At 68.5% G+C, this 17,707-nt stretch carries 13 protein-coding genes and 1 pseudogene; 8 read left to right on the forward strand and 6 right to left on the reverse strand.

Translation table 11 applies throughout. The annotated features are described in order from the left end of the window. Positions 1-26 precede the first annotated feature (26 nt). The 7 genes from mmsA (at position 27) to ACSFBM_RS00710 (ending at position 9,408) form a co-directional block, all read left to right on the forward strand. Complete coding sequence (gene mmsA / locus ACSFBM_RS00680) at positions 27-1,553, forward strand: multiple monosaccharide ABC transporter ATP-binding protein (protein WP_435483704.1); 1,527 nt, start codon at positions 27-29, stop codon at positions 1,551-1,553. Then, entirely contained in the window at positions 1,540-2,751 is a 1,212-nt protein-coding gene (gene mmsB / locus ACSFBM_RS00685) for a multiple monosaccharide ABC transporter permease (RefSeq protein WP_435482679.1), read from the forward strand. The genes mmsA and mmsB overlap by 14 nt, the downstream gene beginning before the upstream one ends. 6 nt (positions 2,752-2,757) lie before the next feature. After that, complete coding sequence (locus tag ACSFBM_RS00690) at positions 2,758-4,278, forward strand: sugar ABC transporter ATP-binding protein (RefSeq protein WP_435482680.1); 1,521 nt, start codon at positions 2,758-2,760, stop codon at positions 4,276-4,278. Positions 4,279-4,579: 301 nt separating this feature from the next. After that, positions 4,580-5,614, forward strand: coding sequence for an ABC transporter permease (locus ACSFBM_RS00695; RefSeq protein ID WP_435482681.1), 1,035 nt, complete (start codon positions 4,580-4,582; stop codon positions 5,612-5,614). Further along, positions 5,611-6,657, forward strand: coding sequence for a galactofuranose ABC transporter, permease protein YjfF (yjfF, locus tag ACSFBM_RS00700; protein WP_435482682.1), 1,047 nt, complete (start codon positions 5,611-5,613; stop codon positions 6,655-6,657). Before ACSFBM_RS00695 ends, yjfF begins: the two co-directional genes overlap by 4 nt. A 43-nt stretch (positions 6,658-6,700) precedes the next feature. Then, positions 6,701-8,461: an IlvD/Edd family dehydratase gene (locus tag ACSFBM_RS00705; RefSeq protein WP_435482683.1), complete on the forward strand. Its 1,761-nt coding sequence runs from the start codon at positions 6,701-6,703 to the stop codon at positions 8,459-8,461. Positions 8,462-8,490: 29 nt separating this feature from the next. After that, positions 8,491-9,408: a dihydrodipicolinate synthase family protein gene (locus ACSFBM_RS00710; protein ID WP_435482684.1), complete on the forward strand. Its 918-nt coding sequence runs from the start codon at positions 8,491-8,493 to the stop codon at positions 9,406-9,408. Between the two features lie 49 nt (positions 9,409-9,457). Here the strand turns inward: ACSFBM_RS00710 and ACSFBM_RS00715 are convergent. Continuing rightward, positions 9,458-10,324: pseudogene (locus ACSFBM_RS00715) on the reverse strand (LysR family transcriptional regulator); the annotation flags it as partial. 112 nt (positions 10,325-10,436) lie between these two features. Here ACSFBM_RS00715 and ACSFBM_RS00720 point away from each other — a divergent pair. Next, positions 10,437-11,213: an SDR family NAD(P)-dependent oxidoreductase gene (locus tag ACSFBM_RS00720; protein WP_435482685.1), complete on the forward strand. Its 777-nt coding sequence runs from the start codon at positions 10,437-10,439 to the stop codon at positions 11,211-11,213. A 49-nt stretch (positions 11,214-11,262) separates the two neighbouring features. Here the strand turns inward: ACSFBM_RS00720 and ACSFBM_RS00725 are convergent, their stop codons facing one another. The 5 genes from ACSFBM_RS00725 to ACSFBM_RS00745 all read right to left on the reverse strand — a co-directional run bounded on the left by ACSFBM_RS00725 (position 11,263) and on the right by ACSFBM_RS00745 (position 17,573). Further along, positions 11,263-11,517 (reverse strand): hypothetical protein, encoded by a 255-nt coding sequence (locus ACSFBM_RS00725; protein ID WP_093245227.1) that lies wholly within the window; start codon positions 11,515-11,517, stop codon positions 11,263-11,265. A gap of 135 nt (positions 11,518-11,652) precedes the next feature. Continuing rightward, complete coding sequence (locus ACSFBM_RS00730) at positions 11,653-12,132, reverse strand: hypothetical protein (RefSeq protein WP_435482686.1); 480 nt, start codon at positions 12,130-12,132, stop codon at positions 11,653-11,655. Between the two features lie 28 nt (positions 12,133-12,160). Continuing rightward, positions 12,161-12,571, reverse strand: a complete 411-nt coding sequence (locus ACSFBM_RS00735; protein WP_435482687.1) for a hypothetical protein — start codon at positions 12,569-12,571, stop codon at positions 12,161-12,163. Positions 12,572-12,722: 151 nt separating this feature from the next. Then, complete coding sequence (cphA, locus tag ACSFBM_RS00740) at positions 12,723-15,290, reverse strand: cyanophycin synthetase (protein WP_435482688.1); 2,568 nt, start codon at positions 15,288-15,290, stop codon at positions 12,723-12,725. 45 nt (positions 15,291-15,335) lie between these two features. Then, complete coding sequence (locus tag ACSFBM_RS00745; protein ID WP_435482689.1) at positions 15,336-17,573, reverse strand: cyanophycin synthetase; 2,238 nt, start codon at positions 17,571-17,573, stop codon at positions 15,336-15,338. Between the last annotated feature and the right edge of the window lie 134 nt (positions 17,574-17,707).

Raw genomic sequence — 17,707 nt, forward strand, 5'->3', positions numbered from 1 at the left:
CCGCCGATGCCGGCGCCATCCTGGAGATGCGCGGCATCACCAAGACCTTTCCCGGCGTGAAGGCGCTGAGCAACGTCAACCTCAGCGTGCGCGCCGGGGAGATTCACGCGGTGGTCGGCGAGAACGGCGCGGGCAAGTCGACGCTCATGAAGGTGCTGAGCGGCGTGTACCCGTGCGACTCCTACACCGGCGCGATTCACTTCGAAGGCGAGGAGCGCCGGTTCAAGACCATTGCCGACAGCGAGAAGCTCGGCATCATCATCATCCACCAGGAGCTGGCGCTGGTGCCGCTGCTGTCGATTGCGGAGAACCTGTTTCTCGGCAACGAAATTGCGCACCGCGGCGTGATCGACTGGTTCGCCGCCTATGCGAAGACGCGCGAGCTGCTGGCCAAGGTGGGGCTGAAAGAGCTGCCCACCACGCTGGTGACCGATCTGGGCGTGGGCAAGCAGCAGCTGGTGGAAATTGCCAAGGCGCTGGCCAAGGAGGTGAAGCTGCTGATCCTGGACGAGCCCACCGCCAGCCTGAACGAGAAGGACAGCGACGCGCTGCTGATGCTGCTGCTGGAACTCAAGCGCCAGGGCATCGCGTCGATCCTCATCTCTCACAAGCTCAACGAGATCGCCAAGGTGGCCGACTCGGTGACGGTGCTGCGCGACGGCGCCACCGTGGAGAGCATCGACTGCCGCACGCAGCCCATCAGCGAGGACCGCATCATCCGCGGCATGGTGGGCCGCGACATGGAACACCGCTACCCGCAGCGCTCGCCGAAGATCGGCGAGACCGTGTTCGAGGTGCGCGACTGGCGCGTGCACCACGCGCTGCACGCCGACCGCGAGCAGATCAAGGGCGTGAGCCTCACGGTGCGCCAGGGCGAGATCGTCGGCATTGCGGGCCTCATGGGCGCGGGCCGCACCGAGCTGGCCATGAGCGTGTTCGGCAAGTCCTACGGCCAGCGCATCAGCGGCTCGGTGCTGATGCACGGCAAGCCGGTGGACGTGGGCACGGTGCGCAAGGCCATCGACCACGGCATCGCCTACGTCACCGAAGACCGCAAGGGCCTGGGGCTGGTGCTGGAGGAAGACATCCGCAAGAACATCACCCTGGGCAACCTGGACGCCGTGTCCGAGCGCACCGTGATCGACAACGGCCGCGAATTCAAGGTGGCCAACGACTACCGCAAGGCGCTCAACATCCGCTGCTCGGGCGTCGAGCAGCTGGTGGTCAACCTGTCGGGCGGCAACCAGCAGAAGGTGGTGCTGAGCAAGTGGCTCTTCACGCAACCCGAACTGCTGATATTGGACGAACCCACGCGCGGCATCGACGTGGGCGCCAAGTACGAGATCTACACCATCATCGACCAGCTCGCGAGCGAGGGCAAAGGCATTCTCATGATCTCTTCGGAACTGCCGGAACTGCTCGGCATGTGCGACCGCATCTACGTGATGAACGAGGGGCGCTTCGTCGCCGAAATGACGGCCGCCGAGGCCTCGCAGGAACGCATCATGCACGCCATCGTGAGCGCGGGGAGCACTGTCCATGTCCCGGCCTGAAGTCAACGCGTTGCAGGGCGCCGCGCCTGTCGCAGAGGCACCGAAGCTGCATGCGGGTTTCCTGAAGAACAACCTGCGCGAGTACGGCATGCTGATCTCGCTGGTCGCGATCATGGTGCTGTTCCAGGTGCTGACCGACGGCACGCTGCTGCGGCCGCTGAACCTCACCAACCTGCTGCTGCAGAACAGCTACGTGGTCATCATGGCGCTGGGCATGCTGCTGGTGATCGTGGCGGGGCACATCGACCTGTCGGTGGGCTCGGTGTGCGGCTTCATCGGCGCGCTGGCGGCGGTGCTGATGGTGGAGTACGAGTGGCACTTCGTGCCCACGGCCATCGTGAGCATTCTTGCGGGCGCCGTCATCGGTGCGGCGCAGGGCTGGTTCGTCGCGTTCCGCAAGATCCCGTCGTTCATCGTCACGCTGGCGGGCATGCTGGTGTTCAAGGGGCTCACGCTGGCGCTGCTGGCGGGGCAGTCGGTGGGGCCGTTTCCGGTGGAGTTCCAGCGGCTGAGCTCGGGCTTCATTCCCGATCCGCTGGGTGGCGACGCGCTGCGCACCACCTCGCTGGTGGTGGGCGTGCTGGCGGCCGCGGCGCTGGTGTTCTTCAAGCTGCGCGGGCGCGCCAAGCTCAAGGCGCACGGCATGGAGCAGGAGCCCTACGCCTTCTTCCTGGTGAAGAACCTGTTCTTCGCGGCCATCATCCTGTTCTTCAGCTACCTGCTGTCGACCTACAAGGGCCTGCCCAACGTGCTGATCGTGATGGCGGTGCTGATCGTGGTGTACGACTTCGTCACCAACCGCACCACCATCGGCCGGCGCATCTATGCGCTGGGCGGCAACGAGAAGGCGGCGCGGCTGTCGGGCGTGAAGACGCAGCGGCTTGCGTTCCTCACCTTCGTGAACATGGGCGCGCTCGCGGCGCTGGCGGGCCTGGTGTTCGCCGCGCGGCTCAACACCGCCACGCCCAAGGCGGGCCTGGGCTTCGAGCTCGACGTGATCGCGGCCTGCTTCATCGGCGGTGCGTCGGCCTCGGGCGGCGTGGGCCGCGTGATGGGTGCGGTGATCGGCGCCTTCATCATGGGCGTGATGAACAACGGCATGTCGATCCTGGGCATCGGCATCGACTACCAGCAGGTCATCAAGGGGCTGGTGCTGCTGGCGGCGGTGTTCATCGACGTCTACAACAAGAACAAGTGAACGCGCATGGCTGACAGCAACCCATCGCCCGTGCTCGAGCTGCGGGGCATCCACAAGCAGTTCGGCGGCATTCCGGTGCTGCGCGACGTGCAGTTGCGCCTGTACCCCGGCGAGATCCACGCGCTGATGGGGCAGAACGGCGCGGGCAAGTCGACGCTCATCAAGGTGCTGACGGGCGTGCTGCCGTCCAGCGGCGGCGAGACGTTTCTCGACGGGCAGGCCATTCGCCCGCAGTCGCCGCTGGAGGCGCAGAAGCTGGGCATCAGCACGGTCTACCAGGAAGTGAACCTGTGCCCGAACCTGTCGGTGGCGGAGAACGTGTTCGCGGGGCGCTATCCGCGTTGCGGCATGGCGCAGGGCTTTCGCATCGACTGGGCGCTGGTGAACCGGCGCGCCGAAGAACTGCTGGCGCGCATCGGGCTGGACATCGACGTGACGCGGCTGCTGTCGAGCTACTCGGTGGCGGTGCAGCAGATGGTGGCCATCGCACGCGCGCTGGGCGTGTCGTCGAAGGTGCTGATCCTGGACGAGCCCACTTCGAGCCTGGACGACGACGAGGTGGAGAAGCTGTTCGAGGTGCTGCGGCGTTTGCGCGGCGAGGGCCTGGCGATCGTGTTCGTCACGCACTTCCTCAACCAGATGTACGCGGTGTCGGACCGCATCACGGTGCTGCGCAATGGCGGCTGGATCGGCGAGTGGCGCGCCGCCGACCTGGGACCGCAGGCGTTGATTGCCGCGATGCTCGGGCGCGAGCTGGCGGCGCAGTCGGCGCGACCCGCGGCCTTGCCGGCATTCGATGAGGCCGCGCCGGCATTGCTGCAGGCCGAGGGGCTGGGCCAGGCCGGCCAGTTGCAGGCGACCGACCTGCGGGTGCGCGCCGGAGAAGTGGTCGGCATCGCGGGTTTGCTGGGCGCGGGCCGCACGGAACTGGCGCGCCTGCTGTTCGGGCTCGAACTGCCGGACCGTGGCGTGCTGAAGGTGGACGGGCGTTCCGTCAGTTTCTCGAACCCGGCCGATGCGATCCGCGAAGGCCTGGCGCTGTGCCCCGAGGAGCGCAAGACGGACGGCATCGTCGCCGAGCTGTCGGTGCGCGAGAACATCGCGCTGGCGCTGCAGGCGCGCCTCGGTACCAAGCGCTTTCTGTCGCACGCCGAGCAGACCGAGATGGCCGAGCGCTTCGTCAAGTCACTGGGCATCAAGACCGCGAGCGTCGAAACACCGATCGGCCTGCTCTCGGGCGGCAACCAGCAGAAGGCCATGATCGCGCGCTGGCTCGCCACCGAGCCGCGCCTGCTGATCCTCGACGAGCCCACGCGCGGCATCGACGTGGCGGCGAAGCAGGAAATCATGGAAGAGATCTTGCGGCTTGCGCGCGCGGGCATGGCGGTGGTTTTCATCTCGTCGGAGATGAGCGAAGTGGTGCGCGTGGCGCATCGCATCGTGGTGCTGCGGGATCGGAAGAAGGTGGGGGAGCTGCCGGGGGGCTCTTCTGAGGACGAGGTCTACGAAATGATTGCAGCCGCATGACGCACGAGCTTCTTTTGTCTTTCTCCCTCCCCCGCCGGGGGAGGGCAGGGGTGGGGGCAAGCCGCCTCCGATCAGGCGCTGCCACATTGCAAGCGCCGCGTGCCCCCATCCCAGCCTTCCCCCGGAAGGGGAAGGAGCAAGACATGGGCAACGCGTCCTGCATTGAGCCCGGATATTTCTCCCTCCCCTCCCGGGGGAGGGTCGGGGTGGGGGCGCGCGGCCTTCACCTTCGCGCGATGTCGAAGGCCGCGTGCCCCCATCCCAGCCTTCCCCCGGAAGGGGAAGGAGCAAGGCAGAAGACATGAACCGCCTTTCATCCCTCATGCGCCATCGCCTCGCCTGGCCCCTCATCACACTGCTGCTCCTGCTCGCAGTGAACACCGCCTTCAACGCCAGCTTTCTCCACCTCGAATGGCGCGACGGCCATCTCTACGGCAGCCTGATCGACATCCTGAACCGCGCGGCGCCGCTGGTGCTGGTGTCGCTGGGCATGACGCTGGTGATCGCCACGCGGGGCATCGACATTTCGGTGGGCGCGGTGGTGGCCATTGCGGCGTCGCTCGCGGCCTGGATGATCGGGGGCTCGGTGGCCAACGACGTGAGCCGCTTCCCCATGTCGCTCGCCATCGCCGCGGCCATCGGCATCGCGCTGCTGTGCGGGCTGTGGAACGGCCTGCTGGTCGCCAAGGTGGGCATGCAGCCCATCATCGCGACGCTCATTCTCATGGTGGCCGGGCGCGGCATCGCGCAACTGATTGCCGACGGGCAGATCATCACCATCTACTACAAGCCCTTCTTCTTCCTGGGCAGCGGCTACCTGCTGGGCCTGCCGTTCTCGCTGTTCATCGTGGCGGCGGTGTTCGTGCTGCTGTACCTGGCGATCACGCGCACGGCGCTGGGCCTGTTCATCCAGGCGGTGGGCATCAACCCGACCGCGGCGCGCGTGGCGGGTGTGCAGGCGCGGCGGCTGGTCGTCGGGGCCTATGCGTTCTGCGGTGCTTGCGCGGGTGTGGCGGGCCTGCTGATCAGCTCCAACGTGAAGAGCGCGGACGGCAACAACGCCGGCCAGCTCATCGAGCTCGATGCGATCCTGGCCGTGACGCTGGGCGGCACGGCACTCACCGGCGGGCGCTTCAGCCTGGTGGGAAGCGTGATCGGCGCGCTGATCATCCAGACGCTGACCTATGCGATCTATTCGCTGGGGGTGCCGCCGGAGATCAACCTGGTCGTGAAGGCAGGGGTGGTGTTCGCGGTGATGCTGTTGCAATCGCCGGAGTTTCGCGCCGAGATCCGGTCGCTGGTGCAGCGGCCGGTGGGTGAAGGGGCCAAGGTATGAGCGCGGTGATCGATAGCGGACCCTCACCCCAGCCGTCTCCCGCGAGCGGGAGAGGGAGCAAGGCCGGGGGCAAGGGCAGGAACCGGCTCAACCCGAAGTACCTGCCGTTGACCGCGACCATTTCGTTGTTCCTGCTGGTGGCCACGCTCGGCTCGGTGTTCTACGACGGCTTCTTCTCGGCGCAGGTGTTCCTCAACCTGCTGATCGACAACGCCTTCCTGATCGTCGTGGCCGTGGGCATGACCTTCGTGATTCTCTCGGGCGGCATCGACCTGTCGGTGGGCTCGGTGATCGCGCTCACCACCATGGTCTCGGCCTCGCTGGTCGAGAAGCACGGCTGGAGCCCGGGCATCGTCATTCCGCTGGTGCTGGCGATGGGCACGGCCTTCGGGGCATTCATGGGGCTGCTCATCGAGCGCTACAGGCTGCAGCCCTTCATCGTCACGCTGGCGGGCATGTTCCTGGCGCGCGGGCTGTGCTACCTGATCAGCATCGACTCCATCAGCATCACCAACGCGTTCTATTCGGAGGTTTCGCAGATCCGCATTCCGATCTGGGGCGAAGCCTCGGTGTCGATCAGCGCGGTGATCGCCATCGTGGTGCTGCTGGCGGCGATGTTCATCGCGCACTGCACGCCCTTCGGCCGCGCGGTGTATGCCATCGGCGGCAGCGAGCATTCGGCCATGCTCATGGGCCTGCCGGTGCGCCGCACGCTCATCGGCGTGTACACGCTCTCGGGCTTCTGCTCGGCGCTGGCGGGTGTGATCTTCACCTTCTACATGCTCTCGGGCTACGGCCTGCATGCGGTGGGGCTGGAGCTCGACGCCATCGCGGCCGTGGTGATCGGCGGCACGCTGCTCACGGGCGGCGTGGGCTACGTGGCGGGCACGCTGTTCGGCGTGCTGATGCTCGGGATCATCCAGACGCTGATTTCCTTCGACGGCACGCTGAGCTCGTGGTGGACGCGCATCGTGGTCGGCGCGCTGCTGTTCGTGTTCTGCCTGCTGCAGCGCTTCTTCACGTCGCGCTCGCCGCGCCGCTGACGACTTCTTTTTTTCTCTCTCCAGCTTTCATCAGGACTTCCGCATGTCGGACCCCACATCCAAGACCCCCCCGAAGAAACTGCGCTCCACCGAGTGGTTCGGCTCGGCCGACAAGAACGGCTTCATGTACCGCAGCTGGATGAAGAACCAGGGCATTCCGGACCACGAGTTCGATGGCCGCCCGATCATCGGCATCTGCAACACCTGGTCGGAGCTCACGCCGTGCAACGCGCACTTCCGAAAGATCGCCGAGCACGTGAAGCGCGGCATCTCGGAGGCGGGCGGCTTTCCGGTGGAGTTCCCGGTGTTCTCCAACGGCGAGTCGAACCTGCGGCCCACCGCCATGCTCACGCGCAACCTCGCGAGCATGGACGTGGAAGAGGCCATTCGCGGCAACCCGGTCGATGCGGTGGTGCTGCTCACCGGCTGCGACAAGACCACGCCCGCGCTGCTGATGGGTGCGGCGAGCTGCGACATCCCGGCCATCGTGGTCACGGGCGGGCCCATGCTCAACGGCAAGCTCGACGGCAAGAACATCGGCTCGGGCACGGCCGTGTGGCAGCTGCACGAATCGCTGAAGGCGGGCGAGATCAACCTGCACCAGTTCCTCTCGGCCGAAGGCGGCATGTCGCGCTCGGCGGGCACCTGCAACACCATGGGCACGGCCTCCACCATGGCCTGCATGGCCGAGGCGCTGGGCACCTCGCTGCCGCACAACGCGGCCATTCCGGCGGTCGACGCGCGGCGCTACGTGCTCGCGCAGATGTCGGGCATGCGCGCGGTGCAGATGGCCAAGGAAGGGCTCACGCTGTCGAAGATCCTCACGCGCGAGGCCTTCGAGAATGCCATCCGCGTGAACGCGGCCATCGGCGGCTCGACCAACGCGGTGATCCACCTGAAGGCGATCGCGGGGCGCATCGGCGTCGAGCTGGAGCTGGAAGACTGGACGCGCATCGGCAGCCACACGCCCACCATCGTCGACCTGATGCCCTCGGGCCGCTTCCTGATGGAAGAGTTCTATTACGCCGGCGGCCTGCCCGCCGTGCTGCGCCGCCTGGGCGAGAACGGCCTGCTGCCGCACCCCGGTGCGCTCACGGTCAACGGCCAGTCGATCTGGGACAACGTGCGCGAGGCGCCCAGCCTCGACGACGAGGTGATCCGCCCGCTGAGCAACCCGCTGATCGCCGACGGCGGCATCCGCATCCTGCGCGGCAACCTGTCGCCGCGCGGCGCGGTGTTGAAGCCCTCGGCCGCAACGCCCGAGCTGCTCAAGCACCGCGGCCGCGCGGTGGTGTTCGAGAACCTGGAGCACTACAAGGAACGCATCGTCGACGAAGACCTCGACATCGACGCGAGCTGCGTGATGGTGCTGAAGAACTGCGGCCCCAAGGGCTACCCCGGCATGGCCGAGGTCGGCAACATGGGCCTGCCGCCCAAGCTGCTGCGCCAGGGCGTGAAGGACATGGTGCGCATCTCGGACGCACGCATGAGCGGCACGGCCTACGGCACGGTGGTGCTGCACGTGGCGCCCGAGGCCGCCGACGGCGGGCCTTTGGCGGCGGTGCGCGACGGCGACTGGATCGAGCTCGATTGCGATGCGGGGCGGCTGCACCTGGACATCAGCGACGAAGAACTGGCCTCGCGCCTGGCGTCGTTGACCGGCACCGACGCGCAACCCATGAGCACGCGCGGCGGCGGCTACCAGAAGCTCTACGTCAACCATGTGCTGCAGGCCGACGAGGGCTGCGACTTCGACTTTCTGGTGGGCTGCAGAGGTTCTGCCGTGCCGCGCCATTCGCACTGACATTCCACCGACCTCCACGGCGATTCACCATGACCCCCAGATACCGCGGCATCTTCCCGGTGGTGCCCACCACCTTCACCGAACACGGCGCGCTCGACCTCGAGAGCCAGAAGCGCTGCGTCGACTTCATGATCGACGCGGGCTCCGACGGCCTCTGCATCCTGGCGAATTTCTCGGAGCAGTTCGTGCTGTCCGACGAAGAGCGCGAGGTGCTCACGCGCACCATCCTCGAGCACGTGAAAGGCCGCGTGCCGGTCATCGTGACCACCACGCACTACAGCACGCAGGTCTGCGCCGAGCGCAGCCGCCGCGCGCAGGACATGGGCGCGGCCATGCTGATGGTGATGCCGCCGTACCACGGCGCCACCTTCCGCGTGCCCGAACCCCAGATCTTCGAGTTCTATGCGCGGTTGTCGGACGCGGTGGGCATTCCCGTCATGATCCAGGACGCACCGGCCAGCGGCACGGTGCTGTCGGCGCCGTTCCTGGCGCGCATGGCCAGGGAGATCGAGCACGTCGCGTACTTCAAGATCGAGACGCCCGGCGCGGCCGCCAAGCTGCGCGAGCTGATCCGCCTGGGCGGCGACGCCATCGAAGGCCCGTGGGACGGCGAGGAAGCCATCACGCTGATGCCCGACCTCGACGCCGGTGCCACCGGCTCCATGACCGGCGGCGGCTACCCGGACGGCATTCGCCCGATCATCGAGGCGCACCGCGCGGGCGACCGCGACAAGGCCTTCGCGCTGTACCAGCAGTGGCTGCCGCTCATCAACTACGAGAACCGGCAGGCGGGCCTGCTGGCCTGCAAGTCGCTCATGAAGGAGGGCGGCGTGATCGCTTGCGAGGCGCCGCGGCATCCGCTGCCGGCGATGCACCCCGAAACGCGCGCCGGCCTGATCGAGACGGCGAAGCGGCTCGACCCGCTGGTGCTGCGCTGGGGGCGCTAGCGGCGTCGCCTTCCTCGGTGAAGTAGGGCGCGAGGATTTCCGTCAGCCAGTCCATCACCGCCAGCACGCGCGGCGCGAGCTGGCGGCGGTTGACGTACACCAGCGACACCGGCATGGGGCGCGCGGTGAACGCCGGCATCAGCTGCACGAGCGAACCTCTCTCGAAGCAAGGCTGCAGGCCCGCGACAGGCGCCTGGATCAGCCCGAGGCCCGCCACCGCCGCGGCGTTGTAGGCGTCCGTGCCGTTCACCGTGACGGTGGCGCGCACAGGCTGCATCCTGTAGCGGCCTGCTGCCGCGTCGAAGTATTCCCAGCCCGCATCGTTCGGCGAGACGGTTTGCGCGAAATGCACGATGCGGTGCTGCGCGAGCTCGGCCAGCGTGTGCGGCGTGCCATGTGCCTGCAGGTAGGCCGGGCTCGCGGCGTTGGCCATGCGCATGACACCGAGCGGCCGTGCGACGAGTTCGGAGTCTCCGAGCACGCCCACGCGCAGGACGCAGTCGAAGCCCTCGTTCACGAGGTCGACCCGGCGGTCGGTGGTGCTGATGCCGATCTCGAGCGCGGGATGCCGCGCGAGGAATTCGGGCAGGCGCGGAATGACGAGGTCGCGCGCCAAGGTGGCGGGCAGGTCGATGCGCAGGCGCCCCGTCAGGCCGCCGGTGTTCGAGCGGAACAGGGTGGCCAGTTGTTCGCCTTCTGCGAGGTAGTCCTTGCACCGCGCCAGAAAGCGTTCGCCGTCTTCGGTGAGCCGCACGCTGCGCGTGGTGCGCTGCAGGAGCCGCGTGCCCAGGCGCTCCTCAAGCTGCTGCACGGCCACCGACACGCGCGCCCGGGTCAGGCCGAGCTGGTCGGCGGCGCGGCTGAAGCTCGCGAGTTCGGCGACCCTGGAGAAGATGCGCAGTTCGTCGGGGTTCATGGCGGTGGATTGTTATTCGATCGGACAACAGTGTGCATCGTCTTGCGGGATTTATCTTGCTGCCGGTAATTTTTAAAGTCCATCCATCGATTCATCCACCGAGGACTTTGAAATGACCGCTTCCATCACACCCGTTTCCCGCATTGCCCTTGTCACCGGCGGCAGCCGCGGCCTGGGCCGCAGCACCGCGCTGGCGCTCGCCGCGGACGGCGTCGACGTGATCCTGACCTACGTGTCGAACGAAGCCAGCGCGCAGGCGGTGGTGTCGGAAATCGAAGCGAAGGGGCGCCGCGCCGTCGCGCTTCGGCTCGACGTTGGCGACAGCAGCGCGTTCGCCGCGTTCGCGCAAGCTGTGAAGCGCGTGCTGGCGTCCACCTGGCAGCGCGAGCGCTTCGACTTCCTGGTGAACAACGCCGGCGTGGGCCTGCATGCGAGCTTCGAGGAGACGACCGAAGCGCAGTTCGACATGCTGTTCAACATCCACTTCAAGGGCACGTACTTCCTCACGCAGAAGCTGCTGCCGTTGATGGCCGACGGCGGGCGCATCGTCAACCTGTCGTCGGGGCTGACCCGCTTCTCGATGGTTGGCGCCTCGGCCTATGCCGCGATGAAGGGCGGCGTGGAAGTGCTCACCCGCTACCTCGCCAAGGAGCTGGGCGCACGCGGCATCACGGTGAACACGGTGGCGCCGGGCGCGATCGAAACCGACTTCAGCGGCGGCATGGTGCGCGACAACCCGCAGGTGAACGCGATGGTCGCGGGATTCACCGCGCTGGGACGCGCGGGCAAGCCCGACGACATCGGCGATGCCATCGCGGGCTTGCTGGGGGAGGGGAACCGCTGGGTGAATGCCCAGCGCATCGAGGTCTCGGGCGGGATGATGGTCTGAGCGCGGGGCGCGCCCTGACGGGGACCGGGCACGGCGTGCCCGGGTGAACTCAGCTCTTCTCGAGCTCGGTGACCTGCAGCGACAGGTCGAACAGCTTCGACTTGCTGGCGTAGTAGCGGTCGAGCCGCCACTCCTTCAGGATGTCCATGGCGAGCTGGAAGCTCTTGTAGTCGAGGTTGTACAGCGTGATCAGTTCGAAGCTGCGTTCGGACTCCAGCGCCAAGACGAGCTGGGCCAGGATCTTGGCCGATTCGTTGGCCGGGTCCGTTTCGATGAATCGGCGAGCGACCTTGATGGCATTCATGGGAAGGGATTCCTCGGTAGGCAGGGACCGAGAACTATAGCTAGCACTCCCGCGCCTTTTGTGACGGTTTTATGACAGCCAAGGTCATCGCCCGCCTTCCGGGCGCAAACCCGGAAGGGAGGAGCCTGCGGGCGTTCAGCGCATCGGCATCGGTGCCGGCATGGGCACCATCACCGGCTCGGGTGCGCGCTCCATCGGCATGGGCCGCGGCATCGGGCGCGCCGGCCGCACGGTGGTGGTGACCGATTCGCGGATCACGCCGCCGCCCATCACGCTGCCCTCGACCGCCGCGCTGGTGTTGCCGCTGCCGCCCAGCACCCGGGCTTCGCAGTCGGCACGGTCGGCCGGTTGCTGCAGGCCGCAACGGGCCAGGGCGTTGGCACGGTAGTCGGGTGCGCCGGTCAGGGCGCCCTGGGCCGCGGCTTGGCGCGCTGCGCCGGCTTCGCGGATGCAGGCGGCACGGTCTTGCTGGTTGTGGCCGCACACGGCCAGCTCCTGCTGGTAGGTGCCGCCGTCACCGCGGCGCGGGCCGGCGGCCGAGGCCACGGTGGCGCTGGCCACGCCGCCCAGGGCGAGCAGCGCGAAGATCATCGAACGCGAGGTCTTGCTTTGCATGATGTGTTCCTTGGGAAGTCAAAGGGGTTCAACGCGACGGCACGGGCTGCGCCGGCAGCGGCGTCACGGTTTCGCGGATCACGCCGCCCCCCATCACGCTGCCTTCGGTGGTGGTGCGCGCGCCGCCCTTGATGCGGGCTTCGCAGTCGGCCTGGTCGGCACCGGGCTGTTCGCTGCAACGGGCCAGGGCATTGACCTGGCCGCGGGCCGGGCTGGGCGTGGTGAGGCCGCTGCGGCCGGCTTCCTGCTTCGCGGCGCCGGCTTCGCGCAGGCATGCTGCGCGGTCTTGCTGCACACCGTCGCACACGGCGCGCTCTTTCTGCATGCGGGCATCGGAGCCCGGCGCCTGTGCGCCGGCGGTCTGCGCGCCGAACACGATGAATCCGCTGGCTGCGAAGAGGGCCGTGGCGGAAAGGATGGAACGAACTGTTGTTGTCATGCGGGCTCCTGGTTGGGGCACGCCCTCCTGGAGGTGCGTGACCGGAGCCACAGTGTGGTGTCGGTGGGGGTGGCGGGTCTGTGGGACAGCCGCACCCTCTGGCCGGGCCGGACGCGCCCCTCTCTGTGGGACGTGTCCGGCAAGCGGGACTTCAGCCAGCCGCGATGCGCTGCGCGAGGTGAGCGAGCGCTTCCTCGACCTGGTCGACGAGGATGAGCGACAGGTCCCCGGGCTGCAGGCGCGCCAGCGCGGTGTCGATGGCGACGAACTCGCCGCGGATCTCGTCGATGTAGCGCGTGCGGGCCGCGCCCTGCAGGCCCTGGCGCAGCAGCGCCATCACCTCGCCGTCGGCGCGCCCGCGCTGCGCCGCGTCCTGGTACAGGATCACGTCGTCGAAGGCCTGGCCGAGGATGGCGGTCTGGTCGCGGATGTCGGAGTCGCGGCGGTCGCCCGCGCCGCTGATGACCACCGAGCGCTTCTTCGCCGGCATCGTGTCCACGGCCGACACCAGCGCGCGCATGGCGTCGGTGTTGTGGCCATAGTCGGCGATCACGGTGGCGCCGCGGTAGTCCATGACGTTGAAGCGCCCGGGCACGCCGGCCGCGTCGTTCATGAAGCTGGCCAGGCCGCTGCGGATGGTGTCCCAGTCCAGGCCCACGGCCCAGGCCGCGGCCACCGAGGCCATCACGTTGTCGACCTGGAAGCCGATGGTGCCGCCGCGCGTGATCGGCACGTCGCGCAGCGCGATGCGTTCGCGCCACGAGCCTTCGGCGGCGACCAGCGTGTCCTGGTCGACGTACACGGTGCGCTTGCCCTGGGCGCGGTGCGTGGCCATCACCGGGTGCATGCGGTCGGCGGTGAAGAAGATCACGTGGCCGGGGCAGCCCGCGGCCATGGCCGCGACGTTCGGGTCGCCTGCGTTGAGCACCGCGTAGCCGTCGGCGGACACGTTGCGCACGATCACGCGCTTGAGCACCGCGAGGTCTTCCACGGTGGTGATGTAGTTCAGCCCCAGGTGGTCGCCGCTGCCGATGTTGGTGACCACGGCCACCTCGCAGCGGTCGAAGCCCAGGCCCTCGCGCAGCACGCCGCCGCGGGCCACTTCGAACACGGCCGCGTCCACGTCGGGGTGCATCAGCACGTTGCGCGCGCTCTTCGGGCCGCTGCAGTCGCCGCTGTCGGTCTGCCGGCCGTCGACGTACACGCCGTCGGTGTTGGTCATGCCGGTGCGCAGGCCGCTGGAGGCGAGCAGGTGGTTGATGAGGCGTGCGGTGGTGGTCTTGCCGTTGGTGCCGGTGACGGCCACGACCGGAATGCGGCCGTCGTCGCCGTGGGCGAACAGGGTGTCCATCACCGCTTCGCCCACCGCGCGGCCGCGGCCGAACGAGGGCGAGATGTGCATGCGCAGGCCGGGTGCGGCATTGACTTCGACCACGCCGCCGTGCTGCTCCTCAAGCGGTCGCAGCACGTTCTCGCAGACCATGTCGACGCCGCAGATGTGCAGGCCGACCATCTGCGCCGCATCGACGGCGCGCGCCGCCACTTCGGGGTGCACGGTGTCGGTCACGTCGGTGGCGGTGCCGCCGGTGGACAGGTTGGCGTTGTTGCGCAGCACCACGCGCTGGCCGCGCGCGGGCACGCTGTCGGGCGTGAGGCCTTGCGATTCGAGCCGGCCGACGGCAATGTCGTCCAGCCGGATCTTGGTGAGCGAGGTGGCATGGCCCTCGCCGCGACGCGGGTCGAGGTTGACGGTGTCCACCAGCTGGCGCACGGTGAGGACGCCGTCGCCGATCACCTGCGGCGGATCGCGCCGCGCGGCGGCCACCAGGCGGTCGCCCACCACCAGCAGGCGGAAGTCGAAGCCGGGCAGGAACTTCTCGACCATCACCTCGCCATAGACGGCGGCCGAGTCGTAGGCCGCGAACAGTTCCTCGCGCGTGGTGATGTTCACCGTGACGCCCTTGCCCTGGTTGCCGTCCTGCGGCTTCACCACGACCGGCAGGCCGATCTCGTGGGCGGCGGCCCAGCCGTCTTCGGCGCTGGACACCGGGCGGCCCAGCGGCACCGGCACGCCGGCGGCGTTGAGCAGCTGCTTGGTCAGTTCCTTGTCCTGCGCGATCGATTCGGCCACGCCGCTGGTGCTGTCGATTTCGGCGGCCTGGATGCGGCGCTGCTTGGAACCCCAGCCGAACTGCACCAGGCTGCCGCGCGTCAGGCGGCGGTACGGAATGCCGCGTGCCACGGCCGCATCGACGATGGAGCCGGTGCTCGGGCCCAGGCGCTCCGATTCGTCCAGGTCGCGCAGCTCGGTGATGGCGGCGTCGGCGTCGAAGGGTGTGTCGGCCTGCGCGGCGGCGATCAGTTGCTCGGCCAGTTCGATGGCGCGGCGGCCCACGGCCTCTTCGCTGTACTGGAACACCACCTGGTAGACGCCTTCTTCGAGCGTCTGCGAGGTGTGGCCGAAGTTGACGGCGCAGCCGGCCTGGGCCTGCAGCGCGACGGCGGCGTTTTCCAGCACGTGGGCCAGGGCCAGCGGCTGGCCCAGCACCATGGGGTGCAGCTCGCCGATGGTCGGGAAGCGCGCGCGCAGGCGGGCTTCGAAGCCGGCCAGCTTGCCGGTGGCGTTTTCATCGCCTTCGCAGGCCACGACCGCTTCGATGGCGGTGTGGCGGCTCCAGAGATTGGGCCCGCGAAGGGCTCGGATGCGGGTGACTTTCATGGGGCGGCGAGGGCTCGAGGCTTGCGTTTCCGGCGCGCGAACGCGTCAGATGAATTGAGGTTGGAGGGGCTGGGTCTGCGACAGCTGGAGCGAGGCCAGCGCGGCCTGCAGGTCGGCCTCGAAGGCCTCCACGCCGGCGCCGATCAGGTTCAGCGGAATGCCCAGGGCCCAGGCCGCGGCCACGGCGGCCAGCAGGCTTTCGAGGCTCACGCCGGCATGGGTGGCGCGCCACACGGTCAGCCGGCCCAGGCCGGGCAGGAACGATTCGCTGCTGCCGTTGGCCAGCACCACGCGGTCCTGGCGCACCAGCACGGCCTTGCCGCCGGCGGTCTGGTGCGCGGTGAGCGCGGCGGCCTGCGGTTCGGCCGAATACAGGATGACGGCGCCATCGCACAGCGGCGCCAGGCCGGCCACGCGCGCGTCGGCCGCGTTCAGCACGGCGGTGCCTTCGGACAGCACCACGTCGACCTGCGTGCGCAGCACCTTCACCAGCTGGTCGCTCTCGGTGATGTCGTAGTCGGCCAGCGCTTCGAAGCCGTCGAGGTCAGTGACGATGCCGACTTCGCAGCGGTCGTACGACAGGCCGTCGCGCAGGATGGTCTCGGCGCCGTTCTCGATCACCACGGCCTGCACGGCACGGTTCACCAGCAGGCGGTGGCCGGCGTCCCAGTTGGCGCTGTCGCGTGCGTCGACGCGGCGGCGTTCCAGGAACAGGCCGTCGCGGCAGGCCAGGCCGGTGTGGCGCCCGCCCAGGTTGACGAGCCAGGCGACCAGGCGTGCCAGCACCGCGGTGTTGCGCGAGCCGGCCACGCCGATCACGGGAATGCGCCCGGGCGCGTCGTTGGGGAACAGGTGGTCGCAGATGGCGCGGCCCACCGGGCGCGGCGAACCGACGGCCGGCTTCAGGTGCATCAGCAGGCCGGGGCCGGCGTTGACTTCGACGATGGCGCCGCGCTGCGGGCCCAGCGGCTTGGAAATGTCCTGCGCCACCAGGTCGATGCCGGCGATGTCGAGGCCCACCACGCGCGCGGCCAGCACGGCGGCATGCGCGACTTCGGGGTGGACCTGGTCGGTGCAGTCGTTGGCCATGTTGCCGTTGCGCTGGATGGTCACCACGCGGCCGGCGGCCGGCACGGCGTTGCCGTCCAGCTCCTGGCGCTTGAGCTCCAGCTGCAGCTTGGCGTCGGTGTCCAGCACGATCACGTCGAGCGGAAACTCTTCCTCGGCGCCGCGGCGCGGGTCGCTGTTGAGCTGCTTGTCGATCAGCTCGCGCACGCTGGCCTGGCCGTCGCCGGTCACGGTGATGATCTCGCCGCGCGCGGCCGCCACCACTTCGCCGCCCACCACCAGCAGGCGGTGTTCGTGCCCGCGGATGAAGCGCTCGACCATCACGTCGCTGCCTTCGGGCTCGGCCACCGCGAAGGCGGCCATGACTTCTTCGCGCGTCGTCAGTTCCAGCGAGACGCCGCGGCCGTGGTTGGCGTCCGACGGCTTCACGACCACCGGCAGGCCGATGTCTTCGGCGGCTTCCCAGGCTTCCTCGGCGCTGTTGACGACCTGGCCTTCGGGCACCGGCACGCCGCAGCTCGCCAGCAGGGACTTGGTCAGCTCCTTGTCGCTGGCGATCGATTCGCCGATGGCGCTGGTGTAGTCGGTCTCGGCGGTCCAGATGCGCTGCTGGTTGGCGCCGTAGCCCAGCTGCACCAGGTTGCCGCTGTTCAGGCGCATGTGCGGAATGCCGCGGTCGGTGGCGGCGGACACGATGGCCGCGGTGCTCGGGCCGAGGTAGCAGTCTTCGACCTTGGCCTTGACCGCGTCGACCGCCTTCTGCACGTCGGCGGCGCTGAACGGGTCGTTGTTGATGGCGGCCATCAGCAGGCGGTGGCCCTGGGCCAGCGCCACGCGGGCGACCTGCTCGTCACGCGCGCGGAACACCATGCGGTAGACGCCGTGCTCCGAGGTGCTGCGGGTTTGCCCGAAGCCCGTGGGCATGCCGGCCAGGTTCAGCAGCTCGATGACGACGTGCTCCAGCACGTGGCCCGACCAGGTGCCCTCGGTCAGGCGCTGGATGAAGCCGCCGCGCTCGCCGACGCCGCAGTGGTGCTCGATGAGCGCCGGCAGCAGCCCGGTCAGGCGGTCGGTGAAGCCGTCGATCTTGTTGGAGGGGAAGTCCTCGAGCGAGCCCAGATCGAGCCAGACTTCGAGCACCGGACGGTAAGTCCAGAGATTGGGACCGCGCAAATAGTTGATGCGCAGCAATTGGATGTCGTCGAAACGGGTCATGCAAACGTTCGATGTGCTTTGGCCGAGCACCGCGGCGCCTTCAAGCGCGCCCATGGTGATCGGTCAGAATCGGCGCCCGACCAAGGGCGCCATGAAGCGGTCCATGCGGCCCGCGACGGGCAAGAGTCAAAGAA

This window comes from Variovorax pasteuri (assembly GCF_051216435.1).
Lineage (GTDB): Bacteria > Pseudomonadota > Gammaproteobacteria > Burkholderiales > Burkholderiaceae_C > Variovorax.

What these genes read in the sequence shown, in the direction of transcription:
- cphA (WP_435482688.1), bottom strand. Translation starts at nt 15,290, where the DNA reads ATGAAAGTCACCCGCATCCGAGCCCTTCGCGGGCCCAATCTCTGGAGC.
- mmsA (WP_435483704.1), top strand. Translation starts at nt 27, where the DNA reads ATGCGCGGCATCACCAAGACCTTTCCCGGCGTGAAGGCGCTGAGCAAC.
- ACSFBM_RS00725 (WP_093245227.1), bottom strand. Translation starts at nt 11,517, where the DNA reads ATGAATGCCATCAAGGTCGCTCGCCGATTCATCGAAACGGACCCGGCC.
- yjfF (WP_435482682.1), top strand. Translation starts at nt 5,611, where the DNA reads ATGAGCGCGGTGATCGATAGCGGACCCTCACCCCAGCCGTCTCCCGCG.
- ACSFBM_RS00720 (WP_435482685.1), top strand. Translation starts at nt 10,437, where the DNA reads ATGACCGCTTCCATCACACCCGTTTCCCGCATTGCCCTTGTCACCGGC.
- mmsB (WP_435482679.1), top strand. Translation starts at nt 1,540, where the DNA reads ATGTCCCGGCCTGAAGTCAACGCGTTGCAGGGCGCCGCGCCTGTCGCA.
- ACSFBM_RS00735 (WP_435482687.1), bottom strand. Translation starts at nt 12,571, where the DNA reads ATGACAACAACAGTTCGTTCCATCCTTTCCGCCACGGCCCTCTTCGCA.
- ACSFBM_RS00690 (WP_435482680.1), top strand. Translation starts at nt 2,758, where the DNA reads ATGGCTGACAGCAACCCATCGCCCGTGCTCGAGCTGCGGGGCATCCAC.
- ACSFBM_RS00745 (WP_435482689.1), bottom strand. Translation starts at nt 17,573, where the DNA reads ATGACCCGTTTCGACGACATCCAATTGCTGCGCATCAACTATTTGCGC.
- ACSFBM_RS00730 (WP_435482686.1), bottom strand. Translation starts at nt 12,132, where the DNA reads ATGCAAAGCAAGACCTCGCGTTCGATGATCTTCGCGCTGCTCGCCCTG.
- ACSFBM_RS00705 (WP_435482683.1), top strand. Translation starts at nt 6,701, where the DNA reads ATGTCGGACCCCACATCCAAGACCCCCCCGAAGAAACTGCGCTCCACC.
- ACSFBM_RS00695 (WP_435482681.1), top strand. Translation starts at nt 4,580, where the DNA reads ATGAACCGCCTTTCATCCCTCATGCGCCATCGCCTCGCCTGGCCCCTC.
- ACSFBM_RS00710 (WP_435482684.1), top strand. Translation starts at nt 8,491, where the DNA reads ATGACCCCCAGATACCGCGGCATCTTCCCGGTGGTGCCCACCACCTTC.